Genomic DNA, 16,937 nt, shown 5'->3' with positions numbered 1-16,937 from the left:
AGCCGGCCCAAGACTCCGGGCTGCACATGCGAAACTGGGGTGCGCGTGAAACCCCACGGCCATTTTTCGGCCGTTTTGTTCATGCGCACCCCAGTTTGTTGCCGGGTGTAGCTGGTAGCTGGTAGCTGGTAGCTGCTTAGTGGCTACATCCCCAGGATTTCCTTGAGCTCGGCCTTAATCTGGTCGAGCCGCTCGGCCGCGGCCACGTGCGGAATCGCGGCCGAAGCGACCGGCAGCACGACTTCCAGGTAGCACTTCAGCTTCGGTTCCGTGCCGGAAGGTCGGGCAATGACGCGGTCGTTGGCCTCGGTGAGGATGAGAATGCCGTCGGTAGGCGGGATGTGATAGCTCTCGCCCTTGGCGTCGACCATGTCTAGGCCATCATTCATGTCCGTGACCTGCGTGACCTTCGCTCCGGCCAGCTGTGCAGGCGGGTTGGCACGCAGAGTGTCCATGCCCTTGGTAATCAGCGAGCGGTCCTCGACACGGAAGGTCAACGGGGCGGTCTTGTAGAGGCCGTGGGCGCAGGCGACCTCATCCAGCAGGTCCTGAATGCCCAGCCCCTGGCCCTTCAGACGCGCCACCGCGTCGGCGACACGCACCGCCGCAGATACGCCGTCCTTGTCTCGCACGACTGCCGGATCGGTGCAGTAGCCAATGGCCTCCTCGTAGCCGAAGACGAGCCCGTCCACACCAGCAATCCACTTAAAGCCAGTCAGTGTAGCGCGATAATTCAGTCCGTGACCTGCGGCAATCTTGCCCAGCAGGCGTGAGGACACAATCGAGTTAGCCATTGTGGCCGGAAACTCTGCGCCCTCATCATTGGTCACGGTCGCAATCCCACGGGCCTCGGCATCCGCAGCGATGACTTCACCCAGAAACGCACCGATGTCATCGCCGGAGAGCTGTCGCCAGCCGCCGTCGACGCCGCTATCCGGAATAGCCACCGAGCAGCGGTCCGCATCCGGGTCAGCCGCGATGATGACATCCGCGTCTTCGGCACGCGCGAGCTCAAACGCAAGATCCAGCGCACCGGCTTCCTCCGGGTTCGGGAACGATACCGTCGGGAACTCCGGATCCGGCGCGAACTGCTTTTCGACCACGCTGACATTCGAGAAACCTGCCGCGTTCAGTGTGCGCACGATGGTCTCGCCACCGACACCATGCATCGGGGTGAGAACAATCTTCGCTGCTTGCTTCTCTTCGCTTGACGACGTCGTTGCGAGCGCTGCCGCCCGTTTCACATAAGCATCCAGCAGTTCAGGACCAACCTGCTCGACGGCATCGAAGTCACGCGGGACCTCATCAGCCGGTGGAGCAGCGGCGATGGCGTCCGCAATTTGCTTGTCATGGGGCGCGATGATTTGGACGCCTCGGCGGGAATCCGACTCCACCGCGCGGCCACCGAGGTAAACCTTGTAGCCGTTGTCCTTCGGTGGATTGTGGCTGGCCGTGACCATGATGCCGGCATCGGCATTGAGGTGGCGCACGGCAAAGGCGGTCACCGGTGTGGGCAGCTGCTGTGGCAGAGCCAGGGCCTTGCCACCGGCTGCGGCGACAACCGCGGCGGCATCGCGGTGAAAATCGGCGGAGCCGTGGCGGGCATCGCAACCAATGACCACGGTGAAGTCGTCGCCCACAATGTTCTTCAGATGCGCAACCAGGCCAGCGGTGGCACGGATGACCGTGGCACGGTTCATGCGGGACTGACCAGCTGCAACGACACCGCGAAGACCTGCAGTGCCGAATTCGAGTGGCCCGGCGAAACGGCTTTCCAGCTCGGCAATCGCATCGGGGTTGGCGGCCTTGGCTTCGTCGTAAAGCGAAGAGAGCTCGGCGGCGGTGGCCTCGTCCGGATCGTGGGCGATCCAATCGGTGATGGTGGCTTGTAGCTGTTCGGAGAGCATCGGGGTTCGCCTACTTCAGACCGTCGAGGACAGCGGCGGAGGAGGAAAGACCCAGGCGAGAGGCGCCAGCGGCGATCATTTCCTCAGCGGCAGCGGCATCGCGGATACCGCCAGAGGCCTTGACGCCAAGGCGGTCGCCCACGGTTTCGCGCATGAGCTTCACGGCGTGAGCGGAAGCGCCGCCGGCCGGGTGGAAGCCTGTGGAGGTCTTGACGAAGTCTGCGCCTGCGGACTCGGAGGCCTTGCAAGCTGCGATGATTTCCTCATCGGTCAGGGCGGCCGACTCGATGATGACCTTCAGGATCTTGCCCGGAATGGCGTCGCGAACAGCCTTGATTTCGGCCTCGAGGTCGTCGAAGCGGTGCTCCTTGGCGAAAGCGATGTTAATGACCATGTCGACTTCTTCAGCGCCATCGGCCACAGCGCGAGCGGCTTCAGCGGCCTTGATCTCGGCCTTCACCGCGCCGGAGGGGAAGCCGACGACAGTGGCGATGTGCAGGCCCTCAGGCACCTCGACTGGGAGCTGCGAGGGGGAGATGCAGATGGAGTAGGTGCCGAGCTTGGCGGCCTCGGCGATAAGAGCCTTGACCTGGTCAGAGGTGGCTTCTGGCTTGAGCAGGGTGTGGTCAATCATCTTGGCAACATCAGCGCGGGAAGTCATGGGAGAAATCAAGTCCTTTCGGAAATTTGGGAGAGAGCGTCAAGGTAGGGAGGTGGCGGGCTCGGGGCGGGGAAGTGGCGCCGACGCGAGCCCATCAGTAATTTTTCTAGGACACGCGATCGAGGATAATCTCGTGCTCGGCTGTCGGCGCGGTGTCGCCGATTTCAATGCCTGGCTCGATGGACTCGAGAGCGCGCTCGAACTTATCCGGAGTTTCAGTGTGCAGCGTGAGCAGCTTCTGGCCCTTGACCACCTTGTCTCCCGGCTTGGCGAAAATCTCAATACCGGCAGTGGCCTGCACCGGATCATCCTTACGAGCACGTCCCGCGCCCAAGCGCCAGGAACCAACGCCGAGAGCGAGTGCATCCAGCTTGGTCAGGTAACCGTCGGCCTGCGCAACCACATCGTGCGTGTGAGGTGCCACCGGCAACGCGGCATCCGGATCGCCGCCCTGAGCGCGGATCATCTTCTTCCACGAATCCATTGCGCGGCCGTCCTTCAGAGCCTGCTCCACGTCAGCATCGTGTACGCCGGCCAGCTCCAGCATGTTTCGGGCCAGTTCACAGGTCAGCTCCACGACGTCTGCGGGGCCGCCGCCGGCGAGAACCTCCACCGATTCGCGGACCTCGAGGGCGTTGCCGATGGTCAGGCCCAGCGGCGTGGACATGTCCGTCAGCAGCGCGCGGGTGTTCACGCCCGCGTCGTTGCCCAGGTCAACCATGGTGCGGGCCAGTTCGCGGGCCTGATTCAGATCCTTCATGAAGGCGCCCGAGCCGACCTTGACATCCAGCACCAAGCTGGAGGTGCCCTCCGCAATCTTCTTGGACATGATCGACGAGGCAATCAGCGGAATGCAGTCCACCGTCGAGGTGATGTCACGCAGCGCGTAAATCTTCTTATCCGCAGGTGCCAGGCCCGCACCGGCTGCTGCGACGACCGCGCCGGAATCCTCCAGGACCTGCATCAAGCGGTCATTCGGAACATCAGCCTGCCAGCCCGGAATGGATTCCAGCTTGTCCAGGGTGCCGCCGGTGTGGCCGAGGCCACGGCCAGACAGCTGCGGGACGGCCACGCCGTAGGAGGACACCAGTGGGCCCAGCGGCAGTGTGATCTTGTCGCCGACACCACCGGTGGAGTGCTTGTCCGTGGTGGGCTTGCTCAGCGATGCGAAGCTCATGGTCTCGCCCGAGTCAATCATCGCCTGAGTCCAATCCACAATCTCGCGACGGTTCATGCCGCGGATGAAGATGGCCATGTTCAGCGCCGCCATCTGTTCATCGCCCACGACACCGCGAGTGTAGGCATCAATGACCCAGGAAATCTCTTCCGGACTGAGCTCACCGCCATCACGCTTTACCTTGATGACGTCAACTACATCGAACTTTTCAGCCATTGTTCGCTCCTTTTATAGGCGATCGTGCTTAGCGATATTGGTCTTGTGAACTCTGCTGATTCCGATTATCATCAGCACTAGAACAAATGTCAATAGGCAACTTTCCATTTGTACCCACATAAGTATGTTTGCATAAACACCTCGAACAGGCTCGGGGAGGGAGAGCACAATGTCCTACATTTCAGACGAAGAACTACTGGCTAAGGCCTACGCAGCCACGGAAAACTCGTACGTCCCCTATTCAGGTTTTCCGGTCGGTGCCGCACTTCTGCTTGACGACGGCACGGTGGTCACAGGCTGCAACGTGGAAAATGCGTCCTATGGGTTGACCAACTGCGCAGAGCGTACAGCCGTGTTCCGCATGGTCGCGGAGCACGGCGGCAACCATAAGATTGCGGCCTGTGCCATTGTCGGGCGAAAGGCGGCACCGTGCCACCCCTGTGGTGCCTGTCGGCAGGTCCTGCACGAATTTGGGTGCAAGCGTGTCATTGTGGAATCCGAGCGCCCGGAAAATGGTGGTTTAGGCGCTCCGGCCAGCATCGACTTCGAAAAAATTCTCCCTTACGCCTTTGGTCCCGAGGACCTGTAGGCATCATCACCGCAGCCTCTTTTATCAAGAAAGAAGACCTTAGTCATGGATAGACTGCAAGGCTTACTGGGCATCATCCTCGTCATCGGATTTGCCATTGCTATCTCAAAGAACAGGAAAGCCATTAACTGGCGCACACTCGGCGTTGGCCTGCTGCTGCAAGCGGTGTTCGCGCTGGTAGTGCTGAAGTGGGAACCCGGCTTCCAGGCGTTGAAGAGCGTGGCCGGTGCCATTGAGAAGATGATCGACTTTACAAATGAGGGCACCTCGTTTGTCTTCGGTAATCTTTTCGACGGCACGGGTAAAAACTTCGTCTTCGTGCTCAACGTGCTGCCAGTGATCATCTTCCTGGGCGCGGTCCTCGGCGCCCTCTACTACCTGCGGGTAGTGCAGTACTTCGTTGAATATGTCGGGTCCGCACTGAAGTTCATTATGGGAACCTCGAAGGTGGAGTCCGTCTTCGCTTCCACGGTGATTTTCCTCGGGCAGTCGGAGGCTCCGCTCGTCGTTAAGCCGTATATTCCGAAACTGACCAAGTCGGAGCTGTTCGCATGTATGTCGGGCGGTTTTGCGTCGGTGGCCGGATCGACCTTGATCGGTTACTCCCTGCTCGGTGCGCCGTTGGAGTACCTGCTGGCGGCATCGGTAATGAACGCGCCGGGCTCGCTGCTGATTGCGAAGACTTTCTGGCCGGAGACGGAGGAATCCGATCTGGATGCGTCGGTGAAGGATGTCCGCGACACTGAGTCGAAGAACGTCATTGACGCGCTCGGGGCGGGTGCGTTGGCCGGCGGTCGTATCGCTGTGGTTGTGGCATGTCTGTTGATTGCGTTCATCGCTGTGATTGCGATGCTGTCGGCGATGATTGGCGGCATCGGCGGCTGGTTCGGTCAGGAAAACTGGTCGCTGGAGGGGCTGTTCGGTCTGATCTTCGCGCCGATTGCCTGGCTGATTGGTGTGCCGTGGGAGAACGCAGGGCTGGTCGGTAGCTTCATTGGTGAGAAGACGATTCTGAACGAGTTCGTCGGCTACACCTCGTTCTCGGAGCACGTCGACTCGCTGGATCCGAAGTCCATCATGTTGGCGACCTTCGCCCTGGCTGGCTTCGCCAACCTGTCTTCCATTGCAATTCAGATCGGTTCCTTCGGTGCGCTATCGCCGGAACGTCGCTGTGAGATTGCCAAGAACGGTCCGCTGGCGCTGATTGCGGGTCTGTGCACCAACCTGCTCAACGCTGCAATTGTGGGTGTGATTGCGCTATAGCTAGGTGCTTGCTGTGTGGTTAGTTACTGGCCCTGCTAGTCGATCTTCTGGAACGGATCGGTAGCAGGGTCAGTCTCAGCAGCGGGCTGCGAGGAAAAATCTTCAGTTGCTTCTGCTGGCATTTTATCCAGGCGGTCGGGTTCCTCAGTTCGGAATTCGGCCGCCTGCTTTTCTAGATTCTGATGGATCTTCTGCTCGCCCTCGGCGGCCGCGGTAGCTCGGGGTGGAAGCTGGATGTATCGCTCTGCGGGCAGGCCGGCGCGCAGTTGGCGCATCCTCTCAACCTCGGCATCCAGCTTAAAGCCGAAGACCACGACGACATTAATGCCCCAAAGTGCAGTCATGAGAGCAATGACGGCACCCATGGCGCCGTAGGGGTTTGAAGCCGCAAAGTTGAACAGGTAAAGCTGCAATGCCTTGCCAATAATCAGCGAGCTGATAATTGCCAGTGCCGAACCGGTACTGAGCCAGCGGAATTTGCGCATGCGCACGTTCGGTGTGAAGTAGTACAGCGAGCCAATCAGGATCATCGACATGACGATAATGACCGGCCAGCGCAGCCAACTCCAGACGGAGATGCAGAAGTCAATGACCTGTCGCGTGGTCGATTCAATGCCCAACGGGCGGGCAACCGGTTCGACGATGGTGATAACTAGCTGGTCATTGACAATAATCGCAATAAGCAGCACCACCGTGCCAATGAGCAGCAATAGCGTAATGGCGACCATGAGCAGGTGGTAGCGAATAAGCGTGCGACCTTCGGAAACGCCATAGATGGAGTTACCCGTGCGCGAAAATGCGCGTGTGTAGGCCGACGACGAAATCAGCGCAAGAACAATACCGATAGTCAGTGCGACAAGACCGCCCGTGGCGGAGCCGATAATCGTTGAGATGACATTGCGAATCGGTTCGGCATACTCAGCCGGGATGTAGCTGCGGATGAAATCCTCGGTCAGTCGGTTGAGGTCTTCTGTATAGCCGGCCAGCATCAGCGTGGCAATTGAGTAAATCGCCAGCAGTGCAGGCGCGAAGGTCAACACAGTGTAGTAGGTCAACTTCGCGGCAGCGTCGAAACCGAGCTCCAAGAAAAACTCGATACCCGCACGCTTGAGAGCGTAGAGCGCTCCTTTCCATCCCACGGATGGCAATTTCTTCGCGGACTGAGCAAAAGATGCATCTGCCGACTCGTAGGCCTGAAGTGTGTGCTTGATCTGCTGTGCTGGTGACACCTAAAGAATCGTCCTCTCCGACCTGACAGCGGCTGCGGTACGTGTGCGACATATGCGCTGACATGCAGGCTCGCTTAAGTCTATCGGTCGAAGAGGGCAGAGGCGCTTCTCAGGCCCGGGTGTCAGTTCTTTGTACTGATGCGTCCCGAGACAGCTAATCCGTGGCAGAGGGAGGGGTGGAGCTAGGGGGTGAGTCTGGCGAGCCCAGTGAGTCCGATGAGTCGAGCGAAAGTAGGCGCTCGGCGGTGGCATCGTCAATGACCAAGTGAGTGGCCAACTTTGTTCGAAGGGCCACATCGATAGCCTCGGCCTTGTGTGCGCCACCGGCCACAAGTACCCGAGTGGGGATCCGGCGCAGGTCAGAGAGGCTGATACCTACCGTGCGGGCATCGACCTCTGGCAGCGCAATGCCACCGTCCGGGCGGTAGAAGCGTGAGCAGGCATCGCCCACTGCGCGCTCCACGAGTAAGTCCTTTTCGGTTGCCGACAGCTGCCCCAAGTTCAAGGCCAGTGAATCATGGTCGACTGCGCCGACAGTGAAAACGGCAATGTCCACCGTCCGGCCAAGCGCCAATACGCTGGCGATGAACCGATCCTGTTCCACGATGCGCTTGGTCTCGACCGAATCGAAAATCACCGGCAGCGGCAATGTGCGGGCATAGGCATGGAAAGCGTGGCAGAACCCGCCAATAGTGCGGATGTCATTCGTCGACTTATCGGAATGACTCATTCCGCCCTTGAGCTGCACAATTTCCACGCCCGAGACATCCTTGGACTTCAGTTGCGTGGATACGGAGTACATGGTCTTGCCCCACGAAACACCGAGAAGGGTACCGTCGACCACCAGCTCGTCGAGAAGCTCGGCGCCCACACGCCCCAACTCGCGGAGCAAGACCGCGTTGCCAGCGCGTGCCGGTTGCGCCAGGCGCACATCGTTCAACTTGTAGCGATCCCGCATCTGCGTAGCGGTCTCTGAGGCTTCCTCTCGCGGATCGTGGATCTCAATGCGCACGTAACCACGCTCGCGGCCAAGGTTGAGCAGTTTAGAGACCGTTGGACGGGAAACCCCGAGTTCGGCTGCAACCTGAGACTGTGTGAGCCCCTCGCCGTAATAGAGTTTGACGGCGGTGAGTGCTTGGATGTCGCGAGTGTCCACAGCGGCCTCCTCCAGCAAGAGCACTTAGCAAGCGCACTTGTAACAGGAACCTCGCTTGATTGGGGCCCTGCCCGATTTGATCATCGGGAAAGCGTGCGCCTCACCTGTGATTTTAGTTCCACGTTTGCAAAAACAAAAAGTCAGCTTTTGCATTTGTAGTAAACGGTGAGGCGTTGGCTGTCCCCGGAGGCTGCGGAAGGCATCGGAGGGTAACGCAGCGCAGGTTGGGTTCCCGCAGAATTACCAGATATTCACGCGCTCATTCGGCTCACGCCACATGCCGTCCCCCGCTGAAGTGCCGAAGGCCTCATGGAACTCATCGATGTTGCTGGCAATGACGTTGCAGCGGAACTCCGCCGGCGAGTGCGGGTCAATGGCAAGCAGCTGACGTGCAAACTCCGGACGAATCTTGGAACGCCAGACCAGTGCCCACTGCTTGAACAGGTCACGGTAGGTCTCGGGGGTGTCCTCCAACCCGAGTTCCTTTCCGCGGGCAGCGAGGAAACGGCGGAAAGCGACGACAGCAATACCAAGCCCGCCCAAGTCACCGATGTTCTCGCCCAGGGTAAAGCGACCGTTGACACCAGGTAGGTCAGTGCCCTCCTCGGCCTGCTCGCGCAGAGCCTGCGGAACCAGGCCCTCGTACTGATCCACCAGTGCGGAGGTCAGCTTCTCAAAAGCTGCGCGATCCTCATCGGTCCACCACTGGTGAAGGTTGCCGTGACCGTCATACTGCGAGCCCTGGTCATCAAAACCATGCCCAATCTCGTGACCAATAACCGCACCGATGCCACCGAAGTTCTCCGCCGGGGAAGCGTCCGGTGAGAAGAACGGCGACTGCAAAATCGCAGCTGGGAACGTGATGTCATTGACCACCGGATTGTAGAAGGCATTGACCGTCTGCGGAGTGCCATGCCACTCATCGCGATTGGCCGGGGTGCCCAGTTTTGCCACCTCATAATCATGCGCAAAAGCGCTGGCAGCGCGAGCATTGTCCATCAGCGAATCCCCGAGCTCCATCGCCGAGTAATCACGCCAACGCTCCGGGTAGCCAATCTTGGCCTTAAACAGCGACAGCTTCTCCAGCGCCCGCTCCTGTGTCGCCTTCGTCATCCACGGCAGCTTCGAAATTCGCTCCCGGTACGCCGCCAGCAGGTAGTCCACCAGTTCCAGGACCTGCTCCTTGTACTCCGGAGGGAAGTGCTTTTCCGCATACAGCTTGCCGACGTCATGTCCAACCGCCCCATCCGCAAAGGCAACACCACGCTTCCAGCGTGCACGCTGCTCGGTCGAACCCTGCAGGGTGCGGCCGTAGAAGTTAAAGCTCTCCGCAGAGAAGTCATCCGACAGGTAGGCGGCGCGCTGGTGGAGGACGCGCCACAGTGCCCACAGGCGCAGATCTGCCAGGTCAGTGTCCTGCCACAACTTGCTCAAGTGCTCGAAGTACGACGGCATCATCACCACGATGGTGTCGATGGCAGTCTGGTTCGTCTCATTGACACCGGTGGCCGCGAGCCACTCCGCGACCGGGAAGCCGGTGGGGAGGTCAGAAATGGCCGTCTTGTTATAGGTCTTCAGTGCATCGCGGGTATCGACCACATTCCAGTGACCAGCGGCAATACGCTTTTCAAAAGCCACGATGCGCGCCGCCGCAGCGGCCGGGTCCACCAACTCGAATGCAGCAAGCGCGGTGGAGAGGTCCCCCGCGCCGTCGTCATGCGAGGAGAGAAGCTTCAACATAGCGGCAACATGCTGTTCATAGGCAGCGAGGGTGTCGGCGTGACCCGGCTCGCGGTAGTAAGCCTCATCCGGGAGGCCGAGGCCCGACTGCAACAGATAGAGAGCATCCAGGTCCGAGCCGGAATCCTTCTCTACCCAGTACCCGAGCGCACCACCGACACCGAGGCGGTCGAGGCGGCCGAGAGCCAACGCCAGCTCATGCGCGTTCTCGGCGGAGGCGATCATTTCTAAATCCTGCGCGAGAGGAGCTGCGCCGGCGTTATTAATAGCGGCTTCGTCCATAAAAGAGTTGTACAAGCGAGCGACGCGGGAATTCGGATCCGCATCGGCGGCAGTGGTGATGAGCTCGCGGACGTTTTCCTCCGCCTCATCCCGCAGCTTGTAAAAGGCGCCATCGATGGGGCGGTCAGCCGGGATGACGTGATTGCTAATCCACTCACCGTTGGTGGCCAAGTAGAGGTCATCCTGCGGGCGAGGAGTTGTTGAGAATTGGGACGTTGCGGACTGGGTCTCAGTATTAGTGCTATTTGTCATGCCGCCAGTCTAGGGGCAAGGGCGGATTGAAGCTGTGACTGGAGGGGTGGAATAAGTTTAGGCTTACGAATGGGGCTGAAGTGGTTTAGGGGGTAAGGTGCAAACCATGAAATTTCTTCCACTTTCCGCGAACGCGGTGCTGAAGCGGCGCCCGGGACGCGCCACTTTGGCAAGTATCGTGGCCGTTGCGCCGCTGACCTTGGGTGCTATTGCACCGGCAGACGCACAAACACAGGATGCATCTGCACACTCCAACCCGTCCGCTGCTGATTCCAAGGGCTCGCTCGACTTTTTGACTGTTCAGGAGTCGCAGGGCTCTGACGCCAACGGTTCGTCAACTGGTCCGGCTACCAGCGCATCGTCTAACTCGGCTCGCTCTGGCTTCAACATGGGGCCGACCGGCGTGGACGTCTCCAAGTGGCAGCGCCCAGGTGGCGTCGCACTGAAATGGGACGAGGTCGCAGCCAGCGGCCAGAAGTTCGCTTTCATCAAGGCCACCGACGGTGTCGAAGGTGACCAGAAGTACTTCCTCGAGGACTCCATCGCTGCAGCGAAGGCCGGTCTGTATGTGGGCAGCTACCACAAGGCACACCCGGATCGCTCTGCAATTGCGCAGGCTGACCAGTACGTAGAAGCACTGCAGCAGCGCGATGAGCAAATCTCCACAGACAAGACACTGCCGCCGGTGCTGGACATCGAGCTGGATAATGGCCTCAACCCGACCCAGCTGCAGAAGTGGACCAAGGACTTCCTCGAGCGCGTAGAGGAAAAGACCGGCGAAACCCCGATGATTTACACCTACCGTTGGTTCTGGCAGAACCCGATGGGTAACTCGACCGACTTCACTGACTACCCGCTGTGGCTCGCCGCCTACGAAGACAGCGCTCCGACCTCACTGCCGGGCGGTTGGGAGAGCATGGCCTTCTGGCAGCGTTCCTCCACCGGCCGCGTCGATGGCATCCCGACCAACGTGGACGAGGACGTCTTCAACGGCACCGACGCTGAGCTGCAACAGCTGGCTGCTGCTCACTAGCAGTATGTTGTGGGGTCTGGGGCAGGCTAAAACTTCGTCCGACCCGCACGCCACGCAATCAACGCAGGCAGGAGCTTGTCGACGTCGTCGACGACAATAAGCGCATCGAGAAGCTCCGGCCGCACAAAACCCGCATCCACAACGTTGCGGAGCAGAGCCAACAGCGGCTCCCAAAAGCCCGAAGGTCCCAGCAATGCCACTGGCTTGGCATGAATCCCCAGGTGCTGCTGGGTCCACACTTCGAAGAACTCCTCCAGCGTGCCCGCGCCGCCGGGGAGCGCAACAAAAGCATCGCCAAGCTCATACATGCGCGACTTGCGGTCGGGCATAGTCGCAACAGTTTCCAGGTGAGTCAGCCGCGGATGGGCAATTTCCTTCTTGACCAGGACCTCGGGGATGACACCGGTGACACTGCCGCCGTCGTCAAGCGCTGCGTTAGCAACCGTGCCCATAAGACCAATCGCCGCGCCACCGTAGACGAGCTCCACCCGATTTTTCGCGAGTGTCTGGCCGAGGCGTTCGGCGGTGACGCGCCAGGCGGGATCGTTGCCAAAGCCGGAGCCGCAGAAAACAGTTAGTGACGACAGTGCGCGCTGTGGCTGTTCACGGCCAGCGGCAAGCTGCGGCAGCTCTTCGCGGAGCTTCGGCAGAGTGGTCTCGGCCAGCATAGGGGCGATTTTCCCGGTCGGCAGCCAGGGGTCGAGCCAGCGGACCTCTTCAATCTCGGCATGGGGCTGAACGTTCGCCAGCTCATCGGTGAACTCTCCGACATAGCGCACATGGTGGCCGACGACCTCGAAGCCCGCCTCGTTGGCGGCGGCTGCGCGGGCGATATTCCACGGACGCAGTTGCGATAGCTCGATGTCCACGCCGAGCTCCTCGGAGACCTCGCGCGCGGCGGTGACCTCCGGGTTATCGACGGACTCACCCGGCTCGAACTTGCCGCCGGGCAGCATGAACGTATCCGTGCCCCGCTTACGAACGCACAAAACCCGCCCCACCGGGTCAGTCACAACCATTGCGGCGACAACGATGGAACGGGTTTGTGCAGTCACGCGGGCTCCTTAGGTGAAGGAAGCGCCGAGGCTCTTTCGCCTAGGTGTGATGTCCAGGGACGTTGTTGAGTCGGTCGAAGGGTACGCCGCCAATCGCAGAGTGGTGTCGGTGGTGGTTGTAGAAGTGGAGCCAGCCGGGCAGCGCCAGGCGTCGTTCGGCCTCTGAACCGTAAAACCTGGCATAGGCCCAGCCGTCCCCGAGCGTGCGGTGGAATCGCTCGATCTTCCCGTTCGTCTGCGGCCGGTAGGGGCGTGTCCGCTTGTGTCGGATGCCGAGCCGAGCGCAGAAGTCCCTCCATGCGTGGGATCTGTATGCCGACCCGTTGTCGGATAGGACTCGCTCGACGGTCACGCCTCGTTCGGCGAACCAGGCCACGGCGCGTTCGAGAACTCCCACCGCTGTGCTCGCCTGCTCATCCGACCAGATTTCTGCGTATGCGACGCGGGAGTGGTCGTCGATGACTGTGTGAACGAACGCCGTCCCGGTGCGCGGCTTGTGATCTTTTCCTCGTGGTAATCCCGGAGTCGCGAGCTTGTTCCGTGCGCCTTGCTGCCGACCTACGTAACGATGTCCACCGCCGTCGGGGATGTTGCCGAACTTCGTGACATCGACATGAATCAACGATCCCGGATGAGGATGCTCATATCGCCGCAATGGCTCGCCAGTGACACGATCGATATGCGAGAGGCGGTTCACGCGGCAACGGACGAGGACCGCGTGAACAGTCGACGTCGAGAGACCAAGTCGCGCAGCGATCTGGGCTGGCCCCAGTCGAAGCCGCCAGCGCAGGTTGATGATCTTCTTCTTGACATGCTCGGGCGTCCTGCCTGGGATCCGGTGCGGCTTGCTGGAGCGATCCTGCATCCCAAACTCACCCTCTTCCCGGTAGCGGCCTGCCCATTTCCGGGCAGTGATCGGGGAGACCATGAACATCTTGGGGTCGTTTGCGGGAGGGGGCGGAATCCTACGCTAAGGCTTTGGCCAGCGATATTCTCCGGTGAGATTGATGTGTTCCCATCCGAGCGGCGAAACATGGGCCAAGAGATCGGGCGATAGCAGCTTTCCATCGCGTTTCTGGTTTGCAACGACCTCGCCGAGCTTCATGGTGTTCCAGAAGATGATGATGGCGGCGAGCAGATTCATGCCGGCGATGCGGTAATGCTGGCCTTCGGCGGAACGGTCGCGGATTTCACCGCGGCGGTGGAAGCTGATTGCCCGCTTCAGCGCATGATGAGCTTCGCCTTTGTTGAGCCCGATCTGGGCACGCCGTTGGAGTTCGGCATCCAGAATCCAGTCGATCATGAACAGGGTGCGCTCGACGCGACCGACTTCCCGCAGGGCTGTCGCGAGCTCGTTCTGCCGCGGATAGGAGGCGAGTTTCCGCAGAATCTGGCTTGGCGCGACGGTCCCGGCAGCAATGGTGGCGGCGATGCGCAGGATGTCGGGCCAATTGCGCTCGATCATGGCTTGGTTGACCTTTCCGCCGATCAACGCTCGCAGGTGCGCCGGGGCGGCCGACGGATTGAACGCGTAGAGCCGTTTGGATGGCAGGTCGCGGATGCGCGGAGCGAACCGGTAGCCGAGAATGGCACATGCGGCAAAGACGTGATCGGTGAAGCCGCCCGTGTCGGTGAACTGCTCGCGGATATGGCGTCCAGAATCGTTCATCAGCAGGCCATCGAGGATGTAAGGCGCTTCGCTTGCCGTTGCAGGAATCACCTGGGTTGCGAACGGCGCATATTGGTCGGAGACGTGGCTATAGGCTTTCAGGCCCGGGGTATTGCCATATTTCGCGTTGACCAGGTTCATGGCCTCACCTTGCTCTGTAGCGACGAAGAACTGTCCGTCGCTCGAAGCCGACGTGCCCATGCCCCAGAACCGGGCCATGGCTAACGCTGCCTGTGCCTCGACCACCATGGCCAGCGCCCGGTCATAGGCTTCGCCCTCGACATGCCACCGTCCAATGCGGATCAATTCCCAGAAGGTGTGGGTGTTTGTCGCATCCGCCATTTTGCGCAAGCCGAGGTTGATCCCTTCCGCCAAGATAACGTTCATTAGCCCGATCCGGTCAGCGCAGGGTGCTCCTGTGCGCAGATGGGTGAACGCTTCGGTGAAGCCGGTCGCCGCATCCACCTCCAGCAGGAGATCGGTGATGCGCGTGGGCGGGATCTGCTTGTAGAGATCGAGCACCAGATCTTCGGCGCCTGTCGGCGCGGCGGCTTCGAGTTTCTCGATATGCAGAACGCCGTTTTCAATCGACCCGCCCGGGATCGTGCCTGCGCGAGCGGCACGGCCAAGCTCGCGCAACCGCATGTCGAGGCGAGCTTGCCGGTCTGCCAGCCATTCCTCCGGCCGCAATGGCACAGCGAGACGACCGCCTTCCGCGATGGCTTGTGCCGGAACGAGTGCGTGTTTCAGATCGCCATAGCGCCGGGACCTAGTAAGCCAGACATCTCCGGAGCGGAACGCATCGCGCAGATGGAACAGCACCGCGATCTCCCATAGGCGAGCGTCGCCAGCCCTCTGGGCCCGAAGGTGGCGATGCCATTTCGAGCTGGGCCGCAAGAAGCTGGTCATCGCGGCATCGTTCAAACCGGTACGAAGGGCCGTCACCGCTTCCAGAAGCGGCAGTGCAACGGGCGCAGCTCGCAGATCGAGCAGGCGCAACATGCGTGGAGCGTATCGGCGGAAGCGGTGATAACCGTCGAGCACATGATTGAGCGGATCGTCGGCCATGGTGGCGGTCAGCCTGGTTGCCATTGCAACAAGGGTTTTTAAGCCGTCCCACCCTGACCCACTCGCGATGACATCGCCCAGCGGCTGGCCATCATCCTGTGCATCGACCAGGGCGCCCCCGATCTCGGCGAAGGATTTCAGGGTGTCACGCACCACCCCCGCTTCGTCTGCGACCTTTGCATGGCAAATACGCTCCGAAGCACGGTAGAGACGGCCGACGATCCGGTCGTGGGTTTCGACCACTGCGTCGGCCAACATCGCCTGCCATTCCGAGACGCAAACAGCCAAGATCGCAAGCCGCCTGTCCTCCGGGAGATCGCGCATGCCGTCGGCATAATACCGTTCACCCTGCCTGCGCAGACGAGTCACCCGATGGGCAGGAACGCCGGCAAGCAGATCCTCGGGGAGATCGACGCGTTGCAGATATTCGAGCCGGTCGAGCAGCCGGTTGGCCGACGAAGAGTTCGAGCCAGGCTCGAACTGGCGCAGCCACACAAAACGGGTCACCCGATCATCAGCCGTCTCCTCGAGCAATGCCAGCAACTGTTCTCGGATCGACATAGGCAGCCGACTGGCGATCCTCGTCTCGATGCGTCGCTCGGCATCGACGAGAGCCGCGGCACAAAGCCGCTCGATCGTGGATGTCGCGGGAAGGACAGTGCGGGTGCGTCGGCACTCGGCTACGAAGCGACGGGCGATATCCTCGTTCGACACCGCCATCTCGGCTTCTCGGAACAACCATTCCTTCAGCTCGCTCGCACCACGTCCGGAGAAGGTGCGGAAGCCGTAGAGCCCCCGTAACTCGGCAAGATGCTCGTGCCGTGTTTCCTCGCGGGCAGCATAGTCTACGAGATCGTCGGCACCCAGGCCAAGCTGCGCTCCGATAAATTCGATGACCTCTGCAGGGATCAGTTCGCCTGGAGCCAGCACCCGGCCGGGATAGCGCAGGACACACAATTGCAGGGCGAAGCCGAACCTGTTGTGAGCGCGCCGACGCAGCCTGATATGCCCAAAGTCTTCATCACTCAGCGTATAGTGCTTGAGCAAATCCGTCTGTGAAGTCGGCAAGCGCAACAGCGCGTCTTTCTGCCGATCGGTTAGAGTGACGCGACGCGGCATACATGTTCCTTTTTCAAAATCTGATAGCGTTCAAGACGCTTTGTTTATGAAGCTGGTTGAGATACATTTCCAGAGGTCAATGCAATCGTGGCCGAAGCGCCGCCTCAAACCAACGTTTGTGATACATGCTGATCGGATATGCCCGCGTCTCCAAAGCCGATGGCTCGCAGTCTCTCGACCTGCAGCACGACGCCTTGCGCGCCGCAGGTGTCGAACGGGACAATATCTATGATGATCTTGCTTCCGGCGGTCGTGATGATCGCCCTGGCTTGACTGCCTGCCTCAAGTCATTGCGTGACGGCGATGTGCTGGTGGTCTGGAAGCTCGATCGCCTCGGACGATCGCTTGCCCATCTGGTCAACACGGTGAAGGAGCTGTCAGACCGCAAGATCGGCCTGCGGGTTCTGACTGGAAAGGGCGCTCAGAGGCACTGTTGCAAAGTTAGCGATGAGGCAGCCTTTTGTCTTATTCAAAGGCCTTACATTTCAAAAACTCTGCTTACCAGGCGCATTTCGCCCAGG

At 60.5% G+C, this 16,937-nt stretch carries 12 protein-coding genes and 1 pseudogene; 4 read left to right on the top strand and 9 right to left on the bottom strand.

Annotation, left to right across the window (positions count from 1 at the left end; translation table 11 throughout):
- Positions 1-143 precede the first annotated feature (143 nt).
- The 3 genes from AB1Z34_RS07595 to AB1Z34_RS07585 all read right to left on the bottom strand — a co-directional run bounded on the left by AB1Z34_RS07595 (position 144) and on the right by AB1Z34_RS07585 (position 3,961).
- A complete protein-coding gene (locus AB1Z34_RS07595) occupies positions 144-1,907 on the bottom strand; it encodes a phospho-sugar mutase (RefSeq protein WP_367158156.1) in 1,764 nt (587 codons plus the stop codon).
- 10 nt (positions 1,908-1,917) lie between these two features.
- Positions 1,918-2,568 carry a deoxyribose-phosphate aldolase gene (deoC, locus tag AB1Z34_RS07590; protein WP_070866447.1) on the bottom strand — a complete coding sequence of 217 codons (651 nt, stop codon included), beginning with the start codon at positions 2,566-2,568 and terminating at the stop codon, positions 1,918-1,920.
- A 106-nt stretch (positions 2,569-2,674) separates the two neighbouring features.
- Complete coding sequence (locus AB1Z34_RS07585) at positions 2,675-3,961, bottom strand: thymidine phosphorylase (RefSeq protein WP_367158155.1); 1,287 nt, start codon at positions 3,959-3,961, stop codon at positions 2,675-2,677.
- A 169-nt stretch (positions 3,962-4,130) separates the two neighbouring features.
- Between AB1Z34_RS07585 and AB1Z34_RS07580 the strand changes: the two genes are divergently transcribed.
- Together AB1Z34_RS07580 and AB1Z34_RS07575 are read left to right on the top strand one after the other, a co-directional pair.
- Entirely contained in the window at positions 4,131-4,550 is a 420-nt protein-coding gene (locus AB1Z34_RS07580; RefSeq protein WP_048732021.1) for a cytidine deaminase, read from the top strand.
- Positions 4,551-4,595: 45 nt separating this feature from the next.
- Entirely contained in the window at positions 4,596-5,813 is a 1,218-nt protein-coding gene (locus tag AB1Z34_RS07575) for a NupC/NupG family nucleoside CNT transporter (RefSeq protein WP_367158154.1), read from the top strand.
- A 35-nt stretch (positions 5,814-5,848) separates the two neighbouring features.
- On the opposite strand, the gene AB1Z34_RS07570 is transcribed toward AB1Z34_RS07575, so the two are convergent.
- The 3 genes from AB1Z34_RS07570 to AB1Z34_RS07560 form a co-directional block, all read right to left on the bottom strand.
- Positions 5,849-7,042: a YihY/virulence factor BrkB family protein gene (locus AB1Z34_RS07570; RefSeq protein ID WP_257877185.1), complete on the bottom strand. Its 1,194-nt coding sequence runs from the start codon at positions 7,040-7,042 to the stop codon at positions 5,849-5,851.
- 154 nt (positions 7,043-7,196) lie between these two features.
- A complete protein-coding gene (locus tag AB1Z34_RS07565; protein ID WP_256886960.1) occupies positions 7,197-8,198 on the bottom strand; it encodes a sugar-binding transcriptional regulator in 1,002 nt (333 codons plus the stop codon).
- Between the two features lie 240 nt (positions 8,199-8,438).
- On the bottom strand, positions 8,439-10,472 hold the full coding sequence (locus AB1Z34_RS07560) for a M13 family metallopeptidase (protein ID WP_367158153.1): 2,034 nt from the start codon (positions 10,470-10,472) through the stop codon (positions 8,439-8,441).
- Positions 10,473-10,578: 106 nt separating this feature from the next.
- Between AB1Z34_RS07560 and AB1Z34_RS07555 the strand changes: the two genes are divergently transcribed.
- A complete protein-coding gene (locus tag AB1Z34_RS07555) occupies positions 10,579-11,505 on the top strand; it encodes a glycoside hydrolase family 25 protein (protein WP_070602239.1) in 927 nt (308 codons plus the stop codon).
- Between the two features lie 26 nt (positions 11,506-11,531).
- Here AB1Z34_RS07555 and AB1Z34_RS07550 read toward each other — a convergent pair whose 3' ends face one another.
- The 3 genes and pseudogenes from AB1Z34_RS07550 to AB1Z34_RS07540 form a co-directional block, all read right to left on the bottom strand.
- Complete coding sequence (locus AB1Z34_RS07550; RefSeq protein WP_367158152.1) at positions 11,532-12,560, bottom strand: TIGR00730 family Rossman fold protein; 1,029 nt, start codon at positions 12,558-12,560, stop codon at positions 11,532-11,534.
- A 40-nt stretch (positions 12,561-12,600) separates the two neighbouring features.
- Positions 12,601-13,579: pseudogene (locus tag AB1Z34_RS07545) on the bottom strand (IS481 family transposase).
- Positions 13,531-16,416 (bottom strand): Tn3 family transposase, encoded by a 2,886-nt coding sequence (locus tag AB1Z34_RS07540; protein WP_367158151.1) that lies wholly within the window; start codon positions 16,414-16,416, stop codon positions 13,531-13,533. The pseudogene AB1Z34_RS07545 and the gene AB1Z34_RS07540 overlap by 49 nt, the downstream one beginning before the upstream one ends.
- Positions 16,417-16,541: 125 nt before the next feature.
- Here AB1Z34_RS07540 and AB1Z34_RS07535 point away from each other — a divergent pair.
- On the top strand, positions 16,542-16,937 hold a 396-nt coding region (locus AB1Z34_RS07535), incomplete at its 3' end, for a recombinase family protein (protein WP_367158150.1).

Origin of the sequence: Corynebacterium sp. 045007 (assembly GCF_040743205.1) — a bacterium.
GTDB classification, from domain to species: domain Bacteria; phylum Actinomycetota; class Actinomycetes; order Mycobacteriales; family Mycobacteriaceae; genus Corynebacterium; species Corynebacterium jeikeium_D.
This window is presented reverse-complemented; position numbering and strand designations above follow the sequence as displayed.